The 18,584-nt window shown below is 38.8% G+C and carries 19 protein-coding genes and 1 pseudogene; 15 read left to right on the top strand and 5 right to left on the bottom strand.

Features of this window, described 5'->3' with window-relative positions:
• Positions 1–5 precede the first annotated feature (5 nt).
• The 3 genes from KIP84_RS08875 to KIP84_RS08865 are packed head-to-tail and all read left to right on the top strand — an operon-like array spanning position 6 to position 2,803.
• Positions 6–1,244 (top strand): styrene monooxygenase/indole monooxygenase family protein, encoded by a 1,239-nt coding sequence (locus KIP84_RS08875; RefSeq protein ID WP_213689773.1) that lies wholly within the window; start codon positions 6–8, stop codon positions 1,242–1,244.
• Positions 1,245–1,272: 28 nt separating this feature from the next.
• Positions 1,273–1,803, top strand: coding sequence for a flavin reductase family protein (locus tag KIP84_RS08870; RefSeq protein WP_213689772.1), 531 nt, complete (start codon positions 1,273–1,275; stop codon positions 1,801–1,803).
• A 52-nt stretch (positions 1,804–1,855) separates the two neighbouring features.
• Positions 1,856–2,803, top strand: coding sequence for a transporter (locus tag KIP84_RS08865; protein WP_213689771.1), 948 nt, complete (start codon positions 1,856–1,858; stop codon positions 2,801–2,803).
• A gap of 53 nt (positions 2,804–2,856) precedes the next feature.
• Here the strand turns inward: KIP84_RS08865 and KIP84_RS08860 are convergent.
• The 4 genes and pseudogenes from KIP84_RS08860 to antA form a co-directional block, all read right to left on the bottom strand.
• Positions 2,857–3,916 (bottom strand): annotated as a pseudogene (locus KIP84_RS08860) (AraC family transcriptional regulator).
• 448 nt (positions 3,917–4,364) lie between these two features.
• Positions 4,365–5,399, bottom strand: a complete 1,035-nt coding sequence (antC, locus tag KIP84_RS08855) for an anthranilate 1,2-dioxygenase electron transfer component AntC (protein WP_213689770.1) — start codon at positions 5,397–5,399, stop codon at positions 4,365–4,367.
• 5 nt (positions 5,400–5,404) lie between these two features.
• On the bottom strand, positions 5,405–5,896 hold the full coding sequence (gene antB / locus KIP84_RS08850; protein ID WP_000076809.1) for an anthranilate 1,2-dioxygenase small subunit: 492 nt from the start codon (positions 5,894–5,896) through the stop codon (positions 5,405–5,407).
• Between the two features lie 2 nt (positions 5,897–5,898).
• On the bottom strand, positions 5,899–7,314 hold the full coding sequence (gene antA, locus KIP84_RS08845; RefSeq protein WP_213689769.1) for an anthranilate 1,2-dioxygenase large subunit: 1,416 nt from the start codon (positions 7,312–7,314) through the stop codon (positions 5,899–5,901).
• Positions 7,315–7,535: 221 nt separating this feature from the next.
• On the opposite strand from antA, the gene KIP84_RS08840 reads away from it, so the two are divergent.
• From KIP84_RS08840 to KIP84_RS08810, 7 genes are all read left to right on the top strand, one after another.
• Complete coding sequence (locus tag KIP84_RS08840; RefSeq protein WP_000664122.1) at positions 7,536–7,886, top strand: LysR family transcriptional regulator; 351 nt, start codon at positions 7,536–7,538, stop codon at positions 7,884–7,886.
• Between the two features lie 471 nt (positions 7,887–8,357).
• Complete coding sequence (gene modA, locus KIP84_RS08835; protein WP_213689768.1) at positions 8,358–9,143, top strand: molybdate ABC transporter substrate-binding protein; 786 nt, start codon at positions 8,358–8,360, stop codon at positions 9,141–9,143.
• Positions 9,140–9,832, top strand: coding sequence for a molybdate ABC transporter permease subunit (gene modB / locus KIP84_RS08830; protein WP_199984365.1), 693 nt, complete (start codon positions 9,140–9,142; stop codon positions 9,830–9,832). Before modA ends, modB begins: the two co-directional genes overlap by 4 nt.
• Before the next feature lie 4 nt (positions 9,833–9,836).
• Positions 9,837–10,457, top strand: a complete 621-nt coding sequence (locus tag KIP84_RS08825) for an ATP-binding cassette domain-containing protein (RefSeq protein WP_213689767.1) — start codon at positions 9,837–9,839, stop codon at positions 10,455–10,457.
• 359 nt (positions 10,458–10,816) lie between these two features.
• Positions 10,817–11,587 (top strand): SDR family oxidoreductase, encoded by a 771-nt coding sequence (locus KIP84_RS08820; protein WP_213689766.1) that lies wholly within the window; start codon positions 10,817–10,819, stop codon positions 11,585–11,587.
• 72 nt (positions 11,588–11,659) lie between these two features.
• Positions 11,660–12,322 (top strand): isochorismatase family protein, encoded by a 663-nt coding sequence (locus KIP84_RS08815; RefSeq protein WP_213689765.1) that lies wholly within the window; start codon positions 11,660–11,662, stop codon positions 12,320–12,322.
• A 503-nt stretch (positions 12,323–12,825) separates the two neighbouring features.
• Positions 12,826–13,227 carry a transcriptional repressor gene (locus tag KIP84_RS08810; RefSeq protein WP_086395109.1) on the top strand — a complete coding sequence of 134 codons (402 nt, stop codon included), beginning with the start codon at positions 12,826–12,828 and terminating at the stop codon, positions 13,225–13,227.
• A 67-nt stretch (positions 13,228–13,294) separates the two neighbouring features.
• Here the strand turns inward: KIP84_RS08810 and KIP84_RS08805 are convergent, their stop codons facing one another.
• A complete protein-coding gene (locus KIP84_RS08805) occupies positions 13,295–15,076 on the bottom strand; it encodes a bifunctional metallophosphatase/5'-nucleotidase (protein WP_213689764.1) in 1,782 nt (593 codons plus the stop codon).
• A gap of 247 nt (positions 15,077–15,323) precedes the next feature.
• Between KIP84_RS08805 and pqqA the strand changes: the two genes are divergently transcribed.
• The 5 genes from pqqA (at position 15,324) to pqqE (ending at position 18,583) form a co-directional block, all read left to right on the top strand.
• On the top strand, positions 15,324–15,398 hold the full coding sequence (gene pqqA / locus KIP84_RS08800; protein ID WP_001982218.1) for a pyrroloquinoline quinone precursor peptide PqqA: 75 nt from the start codon (positions 15,324–15,326) through the stop codon (positions 15,396–15,398).
• Positions 15,399–15,472: 74 nt separating this feature from the next.
• A complete protein-coding gene (pqqB, locus tag KIP84_RS08795; RefSeq protein WP_213689763.1) occupies positions 15,473–16,384 on the top strand; it encodes a pyrroloquinoline quinone biosynthesis protein PqqB in 912 nt (303 codons plus the stop codon).
• An 8-nt stretch (positions 16,385–16,392) separates the two neighbouring features.
• Positions 16,393–17,151, top strand: coding sequence for a pyrroloquinoline-quinone synthase PqqC (pqqC, locus tag KIP84_RS08790; protein WP_002113690.1), 759 nt, complete (start codon positions 16,393–16,395; stop codon positions 17,149–17,151).
• A complete protein-coding gene (gene pqqD / locus KIP84_RS08785; RefSeq protein WP_017481150.1) occupies positions 17,148–17,432 on the top strand; it encodes a pyrroloquinoline quinone biosynthesis peptide chaperone PqqD in 285 nt (94 codons plus the stop codon). Before pqqC ends, pqqD begins: the two co-directional genes overlap by 4 nt.
• Positions 17,429–18,583, top strand: coding sequence for a pyrroloquinoline quinone biosynthesis protein PqqE (gene pqqE, locus KIP84_RS08780; protein WP_213689762.1), 1,155 nt, complete (start codon positions 17,429–17,431; stop codon positions 18,581–18,583). The genes pqqD and pqqE overlap by 4 nt, the downstream gene beginning before the upstream one ends.
• The last annotated feature ends 1 nt before the right edge of the window (position 18,584 follow it).

The following is an 18,584-nucleotide window of genomic DNA, read 5'->3' as shown; positions in this document are numbered from 1 at the left end:
AGATTATGCGCCGTATTGCAATTGTTGGAGCAGGACAGTCTGGTTTACAGCTTGGTTTGGGGTTATTAGATACAGGTTACGACGTAACTATGATCACCAACCGAACTGCCGATGAAATCCGTCAAGGTAAAGTCATGTCAAGCCAGTGTATGTTTCATACCGCTTTACAAACTGAACGTGACTTAGGACTGAATTTTTGGGAAGAACAATGTCCAGCGGTTGAAGGCATTGGGCTGGCTTTAGTTAATCCTGAAAATGGTGGTAAAGCATTTGAATGGAGTGCTCGTCTTGAGCGCTACGCTCAATCGGTCGATCAACGCGTCAAAATGCCATATTGGATGGAAGAGTTTGAACGCCGTGGCGGTCGTTTAGTGATTCAAGATGTGGGTATAGAAGAGTTAGAACAACTCGCAAACGAATATGAACTCGTATTACTCGCTGCTGGTAAAGGCGAAGTCGTTAAACAATTTGAGCGTGATGATGCACGTAGTGTTTTTGATAAGCCTCAACGTGCTTTGGCTTTGACCTATGTCAAAAATATGAAGCCAGTTTCACCATACTCTCGTGTGACTTTTAATATTATTCCTGAAGTCGGTGAGTACTTTTCTTTTCCGGCACTGACCATCAATGGACCTTGCGACATCATGGTATTTGAAGGTATTCCAAATGGGTCAATGGACTGCTGGCAAGATGTCAAAACACCCGAACAGCACCTGCAATGCAGTCTCGACTTACTCAAGAAATTTGTGCCTTGGGAATATGAACGCTGCGTAAATGTTGAGTTAACCGATGCTGGTGGATATTTAGCAGGGCGTTTCCCACCTACAGTACGCAAACCCGTTTTAACCTTACCGTCTGGCAAGAAGATTCTTGGCATGGCAGATGCCTTAGTGGTCAATGATCCTATTACCGGTCAAGGCTCAAACAATGCTGCTAAGTGTAGCAAAATCTATTTCGATGCCATTTTAGCCAATGATAATCAAAGTTTTAGCGAACAATGGATGGTTCAAACCTTTGAGCGTTATTGGGCTTATGCAGAAAAAGTGGTGGCTTGGACCAATAGCTTGTTGTTACCACCAGAGCCTCATGTTGTTGATCTATTAGCAGCTGCAAGCCAAAACCAAAGCATTGCTTCAATTATGGCCAATAACTTTGATGACCCGCGCGCTTTTGCTCCTTGGTGGTTTGATGCAGATCAGGCTCAAGCATTCTTGGCTTCAAAAACCGCAGCAAAAGTCGCTTAAGGTCAAAATATCAAAGGGAGATTTAAAAATGGACAAAATTGAAACTTTAGCTTTGCAAGCGATTAATACTGAAAACCCAAGAGAAATTCGTAACTTACTTGGTCAGTTTGCAACTGGCGTTACCGTGATTACAACTCGTGGAAAAGATGGCCGGAAAATAGGTATGACAGCCAATTCATTTTCATCGCTGTCTTTAGATCCGCCATTAATTTTGTGGAGCCTTTCAAAAACGGCACCAAGTTTGTCTGATTTTATAGAAGCTGAATATTTTGCCATTCACATGTTGGCACAAGAGCATCATCAGCTTTCGGGACATTTTGCTCGAGGTGCCGAAGACAAATTTGCAGGCATTGCCCATCAACAATGCAATGCTGGCGTTCCAATTTTGACTAATGCACTCGCAACCTTGGTTTGCCGTAATGTAAATCAGTATGAAGGCGGAGATCACCTGATTTTTATTGGCCAAATTGAACAGTACCAACAACGCCAAGGTGAGCCTTTGGTATTCCACGCAGGAAAGTATCGGATTGCCGCTGAGCATCCAGAATTAACCCATTAATTCACCACAATCACGATCAATCCGGTCGTGATTTTTTATAGGAAATAAGAAGATGAAAAGCAATTTAATTAAACATGGCTTTTTAGCAGGGATATTGTTGGGTTTGCCATTGGTTACACATGCCTATGATTTACCGACCGTAAACTTAGGTATGACCAGCTTTCTCGATGGCGGTTTACCCGCAGGACCCGGCTGGTATGCTCAAACCTATTTTCAAAATTACGATAGCAGTAAACTGGTCGATGCCAATGGACAAAAACTCGGTTTACCTAAAACAGATTTAAATTATCAAGTACTGGTTGAACAGATTAGTTATTTATCGAATGTCCGAGTAAAAGATAAAGCCAGTCTAGGCATGAATTTTTTAATTCCTTTTGTCAGCAAAATGGACATGGATGATGGCTTGAATAATGCTGCCATTAAGGCCCAAAGTGGCTTTGGAGACATTATGATTGGACCTTTTATTCAGTTCGATCCAATCATGGGTGCACAAGGGCCGAAATTTGTACATCGTTTTGAGTTTCAGGTGAATTTACCTACTGGGGAATACGACCAGCAAAAAGATATTAATCCAGGTAATAACGCTGTTTCATTTGACCCTTATTGGGCTGCCACATATTGGTTTAGTCCAAAATGGACAGCTTCAACGCGTATCCATTATCTCTACAACTTTAAAAATGATGACCCGAGCTATGCGTTTGCTGGAGCTAATGATATGCAAGCTGGGCAAGCAATTCATGCAAACTTTGCAACAGATTATGCCATTACTGAACAGTTTCGCTTAGGACTCAATGGCTATTGGTTAAAACAAGTCACTGATACCGAAGTCGATGGTGAAAAAGTCAAAGGTAGACGTGAGCAAGTCTGGGCAATTGGCCCGGGTGCAATGTATAGCTTTTCTAAAAATGATCATTTGGTCGCAAATGCTTATTTTGAGCAAGATGCTGAAAATCGTCCAGAGGGAACACGACTACAAGTTCGCTATGTTCATCATTTTTAAGTCATAAAAAAGCCTTTTATATTTATTGATATAAAAGGCTTTATCTATTTGTTTTAAGAAAAAATTGAAGTAATTAAGCCTGAACCTTCGCTGTGAACAGTACGGCGGGTAGAAGATGGTAACTCCCCATAACGGCGTTTGTATTCTTGTGAAAAACGGCCTAAATGACTAAATCCCCATTTAAATGCAACGTCAGTTACAGAGAGATTTTCATTGTGCATCAGCTCTAAATGGGCTTGTTCAAAACGTAATTCTTTTAAATAAGACATTGGGGTAGTCCCCAAATAATTTTTAAAACCAGTAAATAATGTTCTCACACTCACGCCTGCATGTTCAGCCAAAATTTCGACATTAAGCGGCTCATGTAAATGTTCTTTAATATAGGCTTCTATACGCTTCACGAAATAAGGAGAGACTGTTTTTTTCTTTATAATGATCAAACTTATGTAATGCGTTATTGGGTTGACCATAAATGAGCGCATTAAACAAATTTGACTCAAACTGTTTAAAAGCTAAAGGATGATGGAGTGGATGTTGCTCACATGCTAAAGCATCCATTAATGTTCTAACGAGCTGTAAAAAGTAGGCTCCACTTTGTGTAGAAAAGTCCAATTTTGGATCAAAAACGAGTAAGTTGTTCTCTGAATCGGCAATGTGCTGACGGCAATGGTAAGTAAAATCATTCTTTGACACTTTTAGAATGAGCTGCGGTGAGTTCGCGTGCCAGCGCATACGTAACGATTGCTGAGGAGAAATAAGAGATGCAACGTGAGAATAAGAAATAAACCTTTGTGAACCAAACTCGATTTCTGCGTAGCCTTGAGTTGGAATTTGAATGAGGTAAAAGTTATCCAGATGATCTGGTTCAATAATGACATCCGCGCCATATTCCAAGCGACTAATAGACAATGCGCCTGTTTTAACATGGTGCATGGTTGCACTGAAATCTCGCTTCTGCTGAGAGATTTTAAGATCATGTGGTTTAAAAATTTGGCCTACATTTCGGCAAGTTTCGCTTAAATCGTGGTGATCAAACACCAGATTATGATTGGTAAAGATAGACTCATTTTGAAAATGACGCCCACTGAGTTCTGGGGAGTTGGCTTGGTTCATATTTATCCCTTTTGGCTCACTCCTGTATTTACTTGTATTGCAAGAGCTTTAAAACTTCGCTGCACAGCAAGTAAATACGGCACTTAAAAAATTAAGTTACTCGCAAATTACAATGAGATATAAGCAAAATACAGACCAATTTAACCGCTAGTTAATGTGATTTTCTCAAATTTTTACATCGGATTTTGTCCATCAATTTAGTAAATTCGAGAAATAGAATAGGGGGATATAAAAGGTGCTATAAGTTAATCTCATCATGATCTTATTCCTTAAGATCTATCAAAATATATAGCAAATCCGAGTGAGCTGGTCAATTTATTTTGTCGGAATTTATTATTTTATATTATTGATATATAAAAACTTTTAATTTAAATGCAAAAATTCAATATACCCCCTACAGAGTATATTGAATGATTTCAGGTTTAGTGGTTTTTAAATTATTTATACTTCAACGTGATGTATTGCTCTGTAAAAACTTCTCGCTGTAAATACGATAGTTTTGCAAAGCTTGCTCATCTAACCAATTTTTAACGGCTTCAATCATTGGTGGTGGGCCACATAAATACATATCAAAAGCCTGCTCGGCCAGTTGATCTTTATTTAAGTGCTCATGGATATAACCAGCTTTACCTTGCCAAGCTTCCGTTGCCTTAGTCACAATCGGGTGATAACTAAAGTTGGGTAGCTGTTCAGCATAGGCATGTAAACGTTGTTGTTCACATAAATCGGATTCATTATTTACGCCGTAATACAACTGAACTGCAGGTGAGTTTGGTTGATCCACCAAGTTATCAAGCATTCCCAAGAAAGCTGATAAACCAGTTCCACCTGCCACAAAAACCAGTGGTCGCTCTACTTCACGTAAATAGAAACTACCAAGCGGTGCTTCAATAAGTAAGCTTTGTCCGACCTGGCAACAATCACGCAGGTAATTACTCATCACACCGTCTGGCAAGAGGCGAATGAGAAATTGCAATTGATTGGTCGCATTTGGTCTGTTTGCAAAAGAATAAGAACGCCAGTCTTCAGTATCCGGTATTTGCAAACGAGCATATTGACCCGGTAAAAACTGAAGTTGTTCAGCATGATTGCTTGCATCAAGATGTAAGATTGCTGTCGTTTCAGAAACCAGCTCAACCGCAGTGACTTTGGTTTCAATTTTTAAGGTATCACCAGCGTTACAGATAGCAGAATCATGATCGAAATAAAAAGCTGCATCTGATTTCACACGCGTCTGGCAAGCTAACATTTTGCGCTCGGCCAAATCACGTTCACTTAATGCATCTTCATCAACATATTCTTGTTCATAAATCCCGGTTTCACACTGACCCTGACAGGTACCACAAACACCTTCACGGCAGTCTAGCGGCAGGTTAATTCCTTGGCGAACTGCTGCATCAAGCAGCAATTCGTCGTTATTTACCGAAATGAAAAAGGTTTTGCCATCGGCAAAGTTAAGTGCAACTGAATGTCCCATTTTCATTCCCCTTAAACGTGATAGAAGTCTAAAACGGAATCAATTTTGTCATTCAGCAAAATGCTGTGCTGACGACGAATGCGGAAACCATCTGCTGTTTGGCGTAAAAGATAAGTAGCGTGTCCGTAAAAACAGCCTTCTAAACCTTGACGGTTATAAAGCGTTTGCCATGCAACTTTTGCTTCAATTAATCCATCATCCAATGTTTTAACTCGAATGTTGTTTATGCTGTGCAACGTACGTGGTAACGGAGTTGCAGACGCAGCTTTTCCGGTACGAATACGGAATACACGGTCTTCGAGTCCAGTACGGTCTGCATAATAAATATAAGACAAGCCCTGATTTGGATCTTGAACATAGTTATGGTCATCAATCCATTGTGGAATATGATATTCACTATCTTCATCGTAAAGCTCTAGATAGGCATCCCAGTCATAAGCATCGCAAAGCTCTGCCTTTTTGTACAAAAACTGAGATACAGCAAAATGTAGTTCTTGTGACATGGTTACACCTCATCCATTACGGCATTGTTTTCAAAAGTAATATCCTGCATTTTCAAGGCTTTCTTGTTTAAGCCGTCGAGCATGAGACGTTGCCAGTGCCCATGTTGATTTACATAGAGTCCTTCATGAGTAAACTCACGGCCAGTAATGACGGGTTGAATGCCTAAATCTTGTGAGTTTTTGGTCGCGCCATATTCCCAAGACTGACAACCGCGAGAAATATCGCTCCAACGTTCAAGCCGTGCCTGAAAACCTTTTTGTTGCTCACGGAATTCAACTAGATCATCCGGCGTACCAAGACCCGACACATTAAAGAAATCTTCGAACTGGCGAATACGGTTACGGCGTGCTTCCGCAGATTCACCTTTAACCCCAATACATTGGCTGATGACTTCGGTTTTATTCCATGCCACAGGACGAACAATACGGAGCTGTGAACTAATCTGGTCCATAAAGAATAGGCTAGGGTACAAGTTCAAATTTCTTAAACGATGCATTGCCCACTCAGCATATTTGTCGCCATATTTTTCGACCATATATGGCATAACCGTGCTATAACCCGGACGAACTGTTGGGTTCGGCATGTCACTAAACAATACGCTATGTCCATTTTTAAAACTAAACCAGCCATCGTCAGTTTCTGAGTCACCGGCACCTAACTTGCTATAGTCGAGCGTGTCGAGTTCTTCACCTTTTGATGCATTAACTTGCTGACGGTGTTGAACTGTAGAGACATAGTTATAGTGAACAGTACTTACATGGTAACCATCTAAGCCATTTTCATTTTGTAGCTTCCAGTTGCCTGCAAAAGTATAAGATGACTTGCCTTGTAATACTTCGAGTTCACCTGTTGGCGACTGGTTAACCATTAAATCAAGGAATAGTTTTGCATCGCCTAAAAAGTCTTCTAGTGAATCTGTTGCTTGAGTATCAAGGCTTACAAATACAAATCCACGATAGCTGGCAATACGGCCTTGTTTTAAACCACGGCTTGATTTATCAAAATCTTCACAATATTCACCAGGTGCTTTGACTTTCACCAAACGACCATCTGACTTATAGCACCATGCGTGGAATGGACAGGTAAATGTAGATTGATTGCCTTTAGCAACACGGGTTAAGGTCGCGCCGCGATGCTCACAAGCATTGACCATTGCGTGTAATTCGCCTTTACCATCACGGCTCACAATAATCGGTTGACGACCAATTTGAACTGTTAGGAAATCATGATTGTTTGGAATCTCACTTTCGTGACATGCATAAATCCAAACCTTTTCAAAAATAAATTCCATTTCCAAGTCAAATAGTTCAGGCTCGGTAAACATATTACGTGCAATACGAAACACGCCATCGTTAGGACGGAAGTCGATACATCCATCTATAAAATCATTCCATTGTTTTAAATTAGATGAGGTCATTGCTCAATCCTCCAATCAATCAGCTTTTAACTGATTGAACCGCGATTAAGCCTTTGCCTCTATCCGTTTTTTCCAGATCTTTATCCACTTTGTGCAGTTTTGATTTTTTGATCGAACTCTTTTTAGGAAAGAGTATAGATTTAAAAATTCTATGTGTTTTAACCTATCAAAGTTCCTTATAATGTTAAGGAGCATAAAATGAAATTTTGTGAACTAAGTCTATGAAAGAACAAAACTTAAAATTACAAATTAGAATTCTTTTAGAGCAAAACATCGCATTTGGTCCGGGTAAAGCAGATTTACTTGAAGCAATTGAAAGAACTGGTTCGATCTCACAAGCTGCAAAATCTATGAATATGAGTTACCGCCGTGCGTGGCAGTTGGTCGACACCATGAATCAGTGCTTTGAAACAGCTTTAGTGGAAACGCAAACAGGCGGAACACATGGTGGTGGGGCAGCTGTTACAGCTTTAGGGCAGAAAGTCTTACAGCATTATCGCCAAATGGAAATCAATGCTCGACAAGCCTTAGAACATGATTATCAAATTATGAGTAGCTATTTAAAAGGTTAAGATAAAAGATTGTTTAGGCAGGAAATCTTTTAATTTGGTATAACTTTTGCTTAATATAAATTGCACGCTGAAAAAGCACTGCTGCAATTTTCAGTTACACAGACAATGGCGTCTATTCTGCACTATCGTAAAAGATGGTTTGGGATAGGCGTTTTTTATTGCGTATCTAAAAAAGTAGCTGGCATAAACGACTGATCTTTATGGTTATCTCTATGTGTTTTTTGGCATAGGGGTAACCATAAAACCAATCAAATAACTCACTAACATTTGTAAGAAAATAAGTTTTATATAGTGCTCTTAAATGCTTAGTACTCACTACCGAGTGCACCAAAATGAAGTTCTAAATACAAATTGCGCTATTTGCCTTCATTCCGATCATCTATATTTAGCGAATTATGCTTTTCATAATCTTCGTGTAGCGCTATATTCTTGGGTATATATCGCCGCAAAAACGACAAAAAGGTAAAAATAATGGTAAGTGATACGAAGATAAAAAAATTGGCTTTAGCCTGTTCAGTCCTCAGCATAGGATTGGTCTTTAATGTTCCAGCCAAGGCTGAATCGGTTACCGTTTATGCAGCAGCGAGCTTAACCAATGCAATTAATGATTTAGAAAAAATTTATGAAAAACAGAATAAAGTAGAAGTTAAAACTTCGTATGCAGGATCATCAACCTTAGCTAAACAAATTGAAGCTGGAGCACCAGCTGATATTTTTATTTCAGCAGATACCCAGTGGATGGATTATCTACAAAATAAAAAACGAGTTGCAGCAAATGACCGTATAAATTTATTAGGTAATCGTTTGGTGTTAATTACCCCAAAAGGGCAGTCATTAAACATAAAACTAGATAAAACGACTGATCCAAATAAAGTGTTTACAGGAAAGGTTTGTACAGGGGATACCAAAAGTGTGCCTGTAGGAAAGTATGCTAAACAAGCTTTTACTAATTTAGGTTGGTGGAGTCGTATTGAGCCAAAATTAGTCGAAACAGAAGATGTTCGAGCTGCATTAAACTTTGTTGCACGTGGTGAATGTCAGGTTGGGATTGTTTATACAACCGATGCAGCAATTAGCAAAGACGTGAAAGTAGCTGGTGTATTTCCAGAAAATACGCATTCGCCAATTATTTATCCAGTAGGCATGATTAAAAAAAGTCCGAATTCAGCAAAGTTCTATCAATTTTTACAAAGCAACCAAGCTAAAGCTGTCTTTAAAAAATATGGCTTTAGTGTGTTGGCTCCAGTCAAGCCATAATGTTTTCTTTAACCCCAGAAGAACTCAGCGTGCTGCAACTTTCTTGTAAGGTTGCAGCAAGTTGTCTTGTCATCAGTATTATTCCTGCAATTTGTGTGGGATGGTTTTTGGCGCGTAAAGAGTTCTGGGGTAAGTCATTCATTGAAACTTTAGTGTTTTTACCTTTGGTGCTGCCGCCAGTGGTTCCTGGTTATTTGTTATTACAGGTATTTGGTAGCCGAGGCATTATTGGGCAATATTTGGCGCCACTCGGAATTGATTTTGCATTTAACTGGAAAGGTGCCGTTCTTGCTTCGGCAGTGATGGGTTTTCCGCTATTGGTGCAATCGATTCGACTAGCAATTGAACTGGTCGATCAGCGCTTAGAAATGGCAGCAAAGACACTAGGTGCCTCATCTTTAGGGGCATTTTTTCATGTCACTTTACCTCTTGCCAGCAGTGGTATTTTAATTGGTACTATTTTATGTTTTTGCCGCAGTTTAGGTGAGTTTGGTGCAACCATTACCTTTGTGGGTAATATCTCAAATGAAACACGCACTTTGCCTCTAGCTATGTATAGCTTAATGCAACAGCCCGATACAGAAGCAGCTATTCAAAGGCTTATTGTTTTATCGTTAAGCGTGGCTTTTTTAGCCCTATGGTTTGCACAGTGGTTTCATCGTTATCAAAAAAAGCGCTTAGGACGGTAGAATTATGTTGATTGATTGCCGTTTTCAGCTACAAATGGGCCAATTTCATATTAAACCTAGTTTCCAGTCAGATGCTTATGTTATTGGCTTATTCGGTGCATCAGGTTCAGGTAAAACATCGATTTTACATGCCATTGCAGGGCTGAACACACCGCGTAGTGGACTCATTAAAATACAAGATCAAACGTGGTTTGATTCGGATCAAAACATTAATTTGAGCACCCAAAAGCGACATGTTGGATTGGTTTTTCAAGATGCTCAGCTTTTTCCGCATAAAACGGTAAAGCAAAACTTATTATTTGGTCATAAGCATCTATCTCAACAAGAACGTCACTTCGAAGCAGATTACATTATTGAGTTATTAAAGTTAGGGCACTTATTACAACGCATGCCCATTAAACTCTCAGGAGGGGAAAAACAGCGCGTAGCACTGGGTCGAGCATTGTTATATTCACCTAAACTGTTACTTCTAGATGAGCCTTTATCAGCATTAGATGCGAATCATAAAGCTGAAATTATTCCTTTTTTTCAGAAAGTAAAAGAGGAAATAAAAATTCCAATGATTTATGTGAGTCATGATATTCAAGAGATTAAACAACTGACTGAAACAATGTGGATTCTATAATTTTTCATTTTTTATATGCATTTCCAAACTTATGAGAGTCCGAGTTATCGAGAACTCATTCTGAGCCTGCGGGAGATTGAACCCTAAAAAGTTACTGGGTTCGATAAACCATAAACCTGATTTTAGCCGAATAAACCAAAACCTGCCTTATTGAAAATGATTATTAATAATAAAATATTTCTGTTCTTTAAATTTAATAAAACTAATATAAAACAACAATTTAATTTAAAATTTTAAGCTAAAGCTCATTTGCCTGAGATCATAAATTAATCTTTTATCTTAATTTGCTCTTGATAAGAATGATAATTATTTGCAATTATATTTATAGATTTCTTTATAATATAAATTGGAGTATCCACATGCGCTCTACCATCGTGGTCACAGGTGCTGCAAGAGGGATAGGAGCGGCTATTGCCAAGCAACTACTAGATCAGGGCTATCATGTTATTGGTATTGACCGACAAGAAAATCCTAAACAATGGGATATCAGCAAAACAATAACGCCAGATCAAACTTCACAATGGCAAGGCATCTCACAAGACATTACCTATCAGCAAGAAACGCAAACTTTAATTTCAGAGCTTTTAGAAAGATACGAAATTACGGGGTTAGTAAATGCAGCAGGCGTATTAATTATGCGCTCCATGCTTAAAGCCAAAACGGAAGATTGGGAAACACTTTTTGCGGTCAATGTTATGGCACCTATTGCGATTAGCCAACAAGTTGCTAAACATTTTTGTGCAAAAAGGCAGGGCAGTATTGTCACTATTAGTTCAAATAGTGCACGCATGCCGCGTATGCAACTTGGTATGTACGCCACCACTAAGGCTGCACTGAGTCATTTTTGTCGCAATCTGGCACTTGAAATCGCACCTTATCAAGTCAGGCTAAATATCGTTTCACCAGGATCTACTCTCACTCAAATGCAGCAACAACTCTGGACTGATAATGCACCTCCACCTGCAGTAATTGATGGTGATTTGAGTCAGTACCGAACAGGTATTCCCTTAAGAAAACTCGCGCAACCAGATGATATTGCCAATACCGTGAGCTTTTTACTTTCGGACCGAGCGGCCCAAATTACGATGCAAGAAATAGTGGTAGACGGGGGAGCTACGCTTGGGGTCTAAAGATTACTTGAGCACAACAACACCCTGAAATTAAAAAACAAATCTTTTTAAAGATAGAAAAGGAAAATACTAATGAGTATTCCAAAGATTGCAAGTTACAGTATGCCCCAAGCCCATGAATTTACTCCCAACAAAACAAATTGGCCATTGCATACCAATCGAGCTGTTTTATTGGTTCATGATATGCAGCAATATTTTTTAGATTTTTATGACTTGACTCAGGAACCTATTCCAGAACTCCTTAAAAACACCAAAGCATTAATTGACGCCGCTCATCAATCTAATATTCCCGTTGTTTATACAGCACAACCGGGCAATCAATCACCTGAACATCGACAGTTATTAACTGATTTTTGGGGACCTGGTTTAAAGAATGAGCCGAGCTTTACGCAGATTTTGCCAAAAATTTCACCTCAAAAAAATGATACGGTTCTTACCAAGTGGAGATATAGTGTTTTTAAATTTTCACCTCTCGAACAACTCATGCGGGAATCTGGTCGCGATCAACTGATTATCTGCGGAGTATATGCGCATATTGGTTGTCTTATGAGTGCTGCTGAAGCATTTATGCTAAACATCCAACCATTCTTATGTGGTGATGCACTAGCTGACTTTAGCCGCGAAGAGCACGATATGGCATTAAAATATGCTAGTACACGATGCGCTCAAGTCATGACAACACAACAAGTGATTCATGCATGGATGCAAGAACAAGATGTACTATCCTTAGCATAATAGTGATTTAACTTATTCTACTTAAAATATAAAAAGCAGATCATCGATCTGCTTTTTATATGGGTGGAAATGAATACTTATAATAGAGAATGAAGGCAACTCATCATCATTTAATCATTAATATATAATGGTTATCATTATGTATTTGATAATTACTTAATATTGAATATTAAAACTTATATGTATATGATACACCGCTAAACACAAATGATAATATTTATCATATGTTAATCATTATATAGAATGAGGTCGGAAAATGACTTAATGAAGAGGGTCGCCATATGGTTCAGCTCAAGAATGCTTTTATTCACCAAACGCGTACATGTAGATAGTGAGGTAGGAATAATATTAAATTATTCAGAAACTTATAATCAGCTCAAAGCTTATTTATAGGGTAATAAGCTCTGATTTATACATCAAATCATTTCCATAATTTTCAAGTAAGTATAGACAAAATAATTTTAAAAATTTCTATATTTTTTCAACATTAAGGTTAGTTAATCATGACAGCAACTTCAAAATCATTATTAAATGGACTACCAATAAAAAAATCGAGAATACAGGTTTTTGAAATTTTAAATCAAAATCCACAAGGCTTAAGTGCTGTGAGTATTTATACGCAAATTAAAAATGAACATAAAATAACGCTAGGAACGATTTATCGAATCTTGTCGGAATTTGAAAACCGTAAACTCATCAAAAGAGTATTTCTAGGAAAAAGCAAGAGTATTTATAAGCTTAGAAAAGACAAGATGAGCTGTAACCTCATTTCGCTCAAAACCTCTGAAGCATTAAACTTTGAAAATGAGAAAGTTAAAGAATTACTTCATGAAGTTACGGATATTATTTTTGCAAACACCGGAGTCGATATTAGTAGTGTTGAGCTCAATCTATATACCGAATAAAAATATTTTAAACTGCCATAAAAAATAAAGGACAACGTCATACTGTCCTTTATTTTCATGAAATCAGTTACTTGATAACTTTAATTCGAGTCGTAGCTGGAATATTTAAAGGTGAGTTGTTAGCAACATAAGTTTCAAGAGCATCTATATCTTGACCACCACCGACACGGTTTTGGCCTTCTTTTAATACCGTAAAGTTGTCACCACCATTTGCCAAGAAGCTATTTACCGTCACGCGATATACTTTAGTGTCAACTAACGGCGAACCAGCAACCATGATGTTACTTGCTCGTGGTGAAACAGATGTATTTGCCGCATATTGGTAACTCAACTCTTTAGATGGCTGTAAAATTCTAGGTGAATTTGCATTTGCGCCAGACCATTGCTGTTCAAGCACATCTCTAATCTGTTTACCAGTTAAGCTCAACGTCACAATAGAGTTACCGAATGGTTGAACCGCAAAAACATCGCCAAAGGTAATCTGGTTATTACTATTAATAAGTAGATCAGCACGCACACCGCCCGGGTTCATTAGCGTAAAGTCTGTGCCTTGATTACTTGCTTTTAAGGCAGCCGCTTGCTGAGCATCGGCAATCATAATACCCAGCGGACTTTCACCACTTTCGACTTGAGTACGGCTTACAACGGCAGTAGATGTACCAACCACACGACTTGAAATGGTGGTCACAGCTTGGCGGTATTTATCTAAGATTGCTTCAATGCTTGGGGTTTTACTAAATTTTTGATAGAGATCTGTAAGACTTACTGTGGTTGTACCAGACGTATATGCTTCACTTTGTACAGGAACCTGTTTTGCATCTTTTTTAATGACATCACCAGTTTTACCATCTAATTCAATCTTGATGTCAGTAATGAGCGTGCCATATTGTCCAGCTGAAGTAAGTAAGAATGGTTTAGCTGGATTTTTTGTCGCATAGTCACAAATATAAGATTGATGCGTGTGACCTGAAACAACAATATCAACTGCTGGATTAAGTTTATCCAAAATACCCAAAATTGGACCGCTTAAGCCATCACATGTTTTTTGATTGAGCTTGGTACTTGGCGCCGCACCTTCATGGACAACGACTACAATGGCTTCAATTCCTTGTTTTTTTAATTCAGGAATCAAGGCATTTACCGTATCTGCTTCATCACGGAACTCAACGTCTTTAATACCCGCCGCAGAAACAATACTTGGCGTCGCTTTAAGGGTTAAACCAATAAATGCAACTGGAATTCCACCATAAGTTTTGACTTTATAAGCAGGGAAGATTGTTTTACTGGTGTCGTTTTTCATTGCTACGTTAGCAGCAAGGAAATCAAATTTTGCACCGCTAAAATTTTTATTAATTTGACAAGGTGCAGTGCTGGTATATTGCTGACATCCACCATTTTTTAAACGGCGTAATTCGTCTGTACCCCGATCAAATTCATGGTTACCTACAGCATTAAAGTCAATTTGAATATCATTCATGACTTCAATGGTTGGTTCATCTAAAAATAAAGAAGAGGTGAGAGGAGAAGCGCTAATTAAATCGCCTGCCGAAACCACAGCATTATTTGGATTCTCTGCTTTAAGTTTTTTAATCGCATCGGCGAAGTAACTCACTCCTCCTACAGGAATACGAACAGATTGAGCAGCATCATTTGGATTTGGTGCCTCGACATAACGCTTAGGTGGCTCAAGATTTCCGTGAAAGTCATTAAAAGCTAAAATATTTACGGTTTGATTGCTTCTTTGAGCAGGTGGTGCTGTGTCATTATCATCATCGTCATTACATCCCACCAATAATGCTACAGCCAGAGAAAGTGTTGTTACTTTAAAAAGTATTGTTAAATTTTTCATTTTTTATCATTTGATCAATTAAGACGCATAAAAAATACGCTTTTAGTGTGAATGTTTGATGAAACACCCAATAAGCAAATATGTTCGAAATATTAAAATTTGGACAAAAAACACAATTATCGAACAATATCTTAGCTAGGGGTGGTCTACAAACCCAATTTTTTTATTTAGAATAAATTTTTAATTGCCTTATAAATCTTAATCAAGTGATTCATTTCATAAGATTAATATGAACCGGAGATAATTTATGCAATGGACTAAACCAGCTTTTACTGATTTACGCATTGGTTTTGAAGTTACAATGTACTTTGAAGCACGTTAATCAGTTTCATCAAATATGTCATAAGCCCTAGTCTTGTTCTAGGGCTTATCTCTTTCTAATAAGATATTAATTTTATGTATATTTATGTTTTAGGTTCAGCTGCTGGAGGCGGGTTTCCGCAGTGGAATTGTAATTGCCCGAATTGTCATGGTGTGCGCACAGGTACAATCCAAGCCAAAGCCCGTACTCAATCATCGATTGCTGTTTCTGAAAATGGAACAGACTGGGTTTTATTAAACGCGTCACCTGATATCCGTCAGCAACTCTTCGAATTTAAAGCAGCGCAACCAGCGCGTAAATTGCGTGATACAGGAATAACAAGCGTTATTTTAATGGATAGTCAGTTAGACCATACCACTGGGCTTTTAACCTTACGTGAAGGTTGCCCAATGAATGTATGGTGTACAGAAATGGTCCATCAAGATTTAACGAGCGGCTTTGCAGTTTTTAATATGCTCAAACACTGGAATGGTGGTCTTCAATATCATGAGATTAATCCTAAACAAGCTTTTAAAATTGATGGTTTCGAAAATTTAGAATTTTTGCCTTTAATTATTAAAAGTGCAGCTCCACCATATTCACCGCATCGACATGATCCACATGACGGCGACAATATCGCTTTAATTATCAAAGACTATAAAACACAAAAGCAGTTATTCTATGCACCGGGTCTTGGAAAAATTGACGATCAAATCATGCAGATTATGCAGAGTTCAGACTGCGTCATGATTGATGGTACGCTTTGGACAGACGATGAAATGCAACAAACAGGGGTTGGAACTAAAACTGGCCGTGAAATGGGGCATTTATATATTAGTGGCGAAGGTGGTTCATTGTCTTATTTAAACCAGTTGAGTACATCTAAAAAAGTGCTGATTCATATTAACAACACCAATCCAATTTTAAATGAAAATTCTAGCCAGTTTGCTGAGCTTAAAGCAAATGGTGTAGAAGTTGCCTATGACGGCATGCAGATTGAACTCTAAGGTGAAACATGACTCAAACACCTGAAGCTTTAACGACTGAACAATTCAAACAAGCTATTATCGATAAAGGTCAGTACTATCATATTTATCATCCATTCCATGTGATGATGTATGAAGGTAAAGCCACCCAGCAACAAATTCAGGCTTGGGTTGCAAACCGATATTACTATCAAATTAATATTCCGCTTAAAGATGCGGCAATTATGGCAAATTGCCCCGACCAGCGAGTCCGTCAAGAATGGATTCAACGCATGATCGATCAAGATGGTGAATATCCAGATGGCGGTGGTCGAGAAGCATGGTTACGCTTAGCCGAAGCTGTGGGCTTGAGTCGCGAACAAGTTATTTCTGAAGAGTTAGTTTTACCGGGCGTTCGCTTCGCGGTAGATGCCTATGTAAACTTTGCACGCCGTGCATCATGGCGTGAAGCAGCAAGCAGCTCTTTAACTGAACTTTTTGCCCCACAGATTCATCAGTCACGACTTGATTCATGGCCACAACACTACCCATGGATTGATGATAAAGGCTATGAGTATTTTCGTTCTCGTTTGAGTCAGGCACGCCGTGATGTTGAACATGGTTTAACGATTACGCTTGATTCTTTTACAACTTTTGAGCAACAAGAACGAATGCTTGAAATATTGCAGTTTAAGCTGGATATTTTATGGAGCATTTTAGATGCTTTAACTTTGGCATATGTTCACAATGAAGCACCATATCACAGCGTGACAAGCAAACGAGTTTGGCACAAAGGACTATTTAAATGAGTAAAGAGCAGTTTGATTTAAACCTTGTGCCAACATGGCGACAAGGTTACCGTTTTCAGTTCGAGCCAGCTCAAAATGGTTTTGTGATTTTATATCCTGAAGGCATGATCAAATTAAATGAAAGTGCAGGGGCAATTGGACAATATATTGATGGGCAGCAAAATGTTTCTGCAATTATTGCTCAGTTAAAGCAAAAATTTGGTGATATTGCTGAGATAGATCAAGATGTAGTGGATTACATGCTGGTCGCACAGCAGCAACACTGGATTGATTTAGTATGACAGAAGGTGTTGGCCTGCCTTTATGGTTATTAGCGGAGTTAACTTATCGTTGTCCGCTACAATGCCCATATTGCTCAAACCCATTAGACTACGCTCAGCATAAAAATGAGCTAACCACCCAAGAGTGGTTTGATGTTTTTGATCAAGCACGTCAGATGGGTGCTGTTCAACTCGGTTTCTCTGGTGGTGAACCACTGGTACGTCAAGATTTAGAACAACTCGTTGCACATGCTCATCAGCAAGGGTTTTATACCAACCTCATTACCTCAGGCATGGGCCTTACCGAACAACGTATTGCTGATTTAAAACAAGCGGGTTTAGACCACATTCAAGTGAGCTTCCAAGCGAGTGATCCTGTTGTAAACGATGCCTTGGCAGGTTCAAAGCATGCTTTTGAACAAAAGTATGAAATGTGCCGATTGGTTAAGAAATACAATTATCCAATGGTGCTTAACTTTGTTATTCATCGACGTAACATTGACCAGATTGAACAAATCATTGAACTTTGCCTTGAGCTCAATGCAGATACAGTCGAGTTGGCAATTTGTCAGTTTTATGGATGGGCTTTTCTAAACCGCCAAGGTTTATTACCCACCCAAGAACAACTGACACGAGCTGAACGGATTACCAATGAATATCGAGAAAAATTAAAAGCGCAAAATCATCCTTGCAAACTCATTTTTGTAGTGCCTGATTATTATGAAGAGCGACCAAAAGCCTGTATGAATGGTTGGGGTAAAATCTTCTTTACAGTTGCTCCAGACGGTATGGCGCTACCTTGCCATGCAGCACGACAATTGCCAATTTCGTTTCCAAATGTCCGCGAACATAAATTGTCAGATATATGGTACAAGTCAACTGGATTTAATCATTTCCGTGGCGATGCATGGATGCCAGAAGGGTGCCGTAGCTGTCCCGATAAAGACCGTGACTTTGGCGGATGTCGTTGTCAGGCCTATATGTTGACTGGAGATGCGGCTAATGCCGATCCTGTATGTGGGAAATCGCCGTATCATCAAATGATTGAACAAGCACGGGCAGAAAGTCAGTTGGCTGCACCTTTGCAAAATTTAGTATTTCGTAATAGTAGAAACTCTAAATCTTTAAGCACCACCCAAAATATTCCAGTCCACACGATTACAGATATATAGC

Source organism: Acinetobacter sp. BHS4 (assembly GCF_018454425.1).
Lineage (GTDB): Bacteria > Pseudomonadota > Gammaproteobacteria > Pseudomonadales > Moraxellaceae > Acinetobacter > Acinetobacter pittii.
Note: the sequence above shows the minus strand (reverse complement) of the source record. Positions and strands in the feature narration are given on the sequence as shown.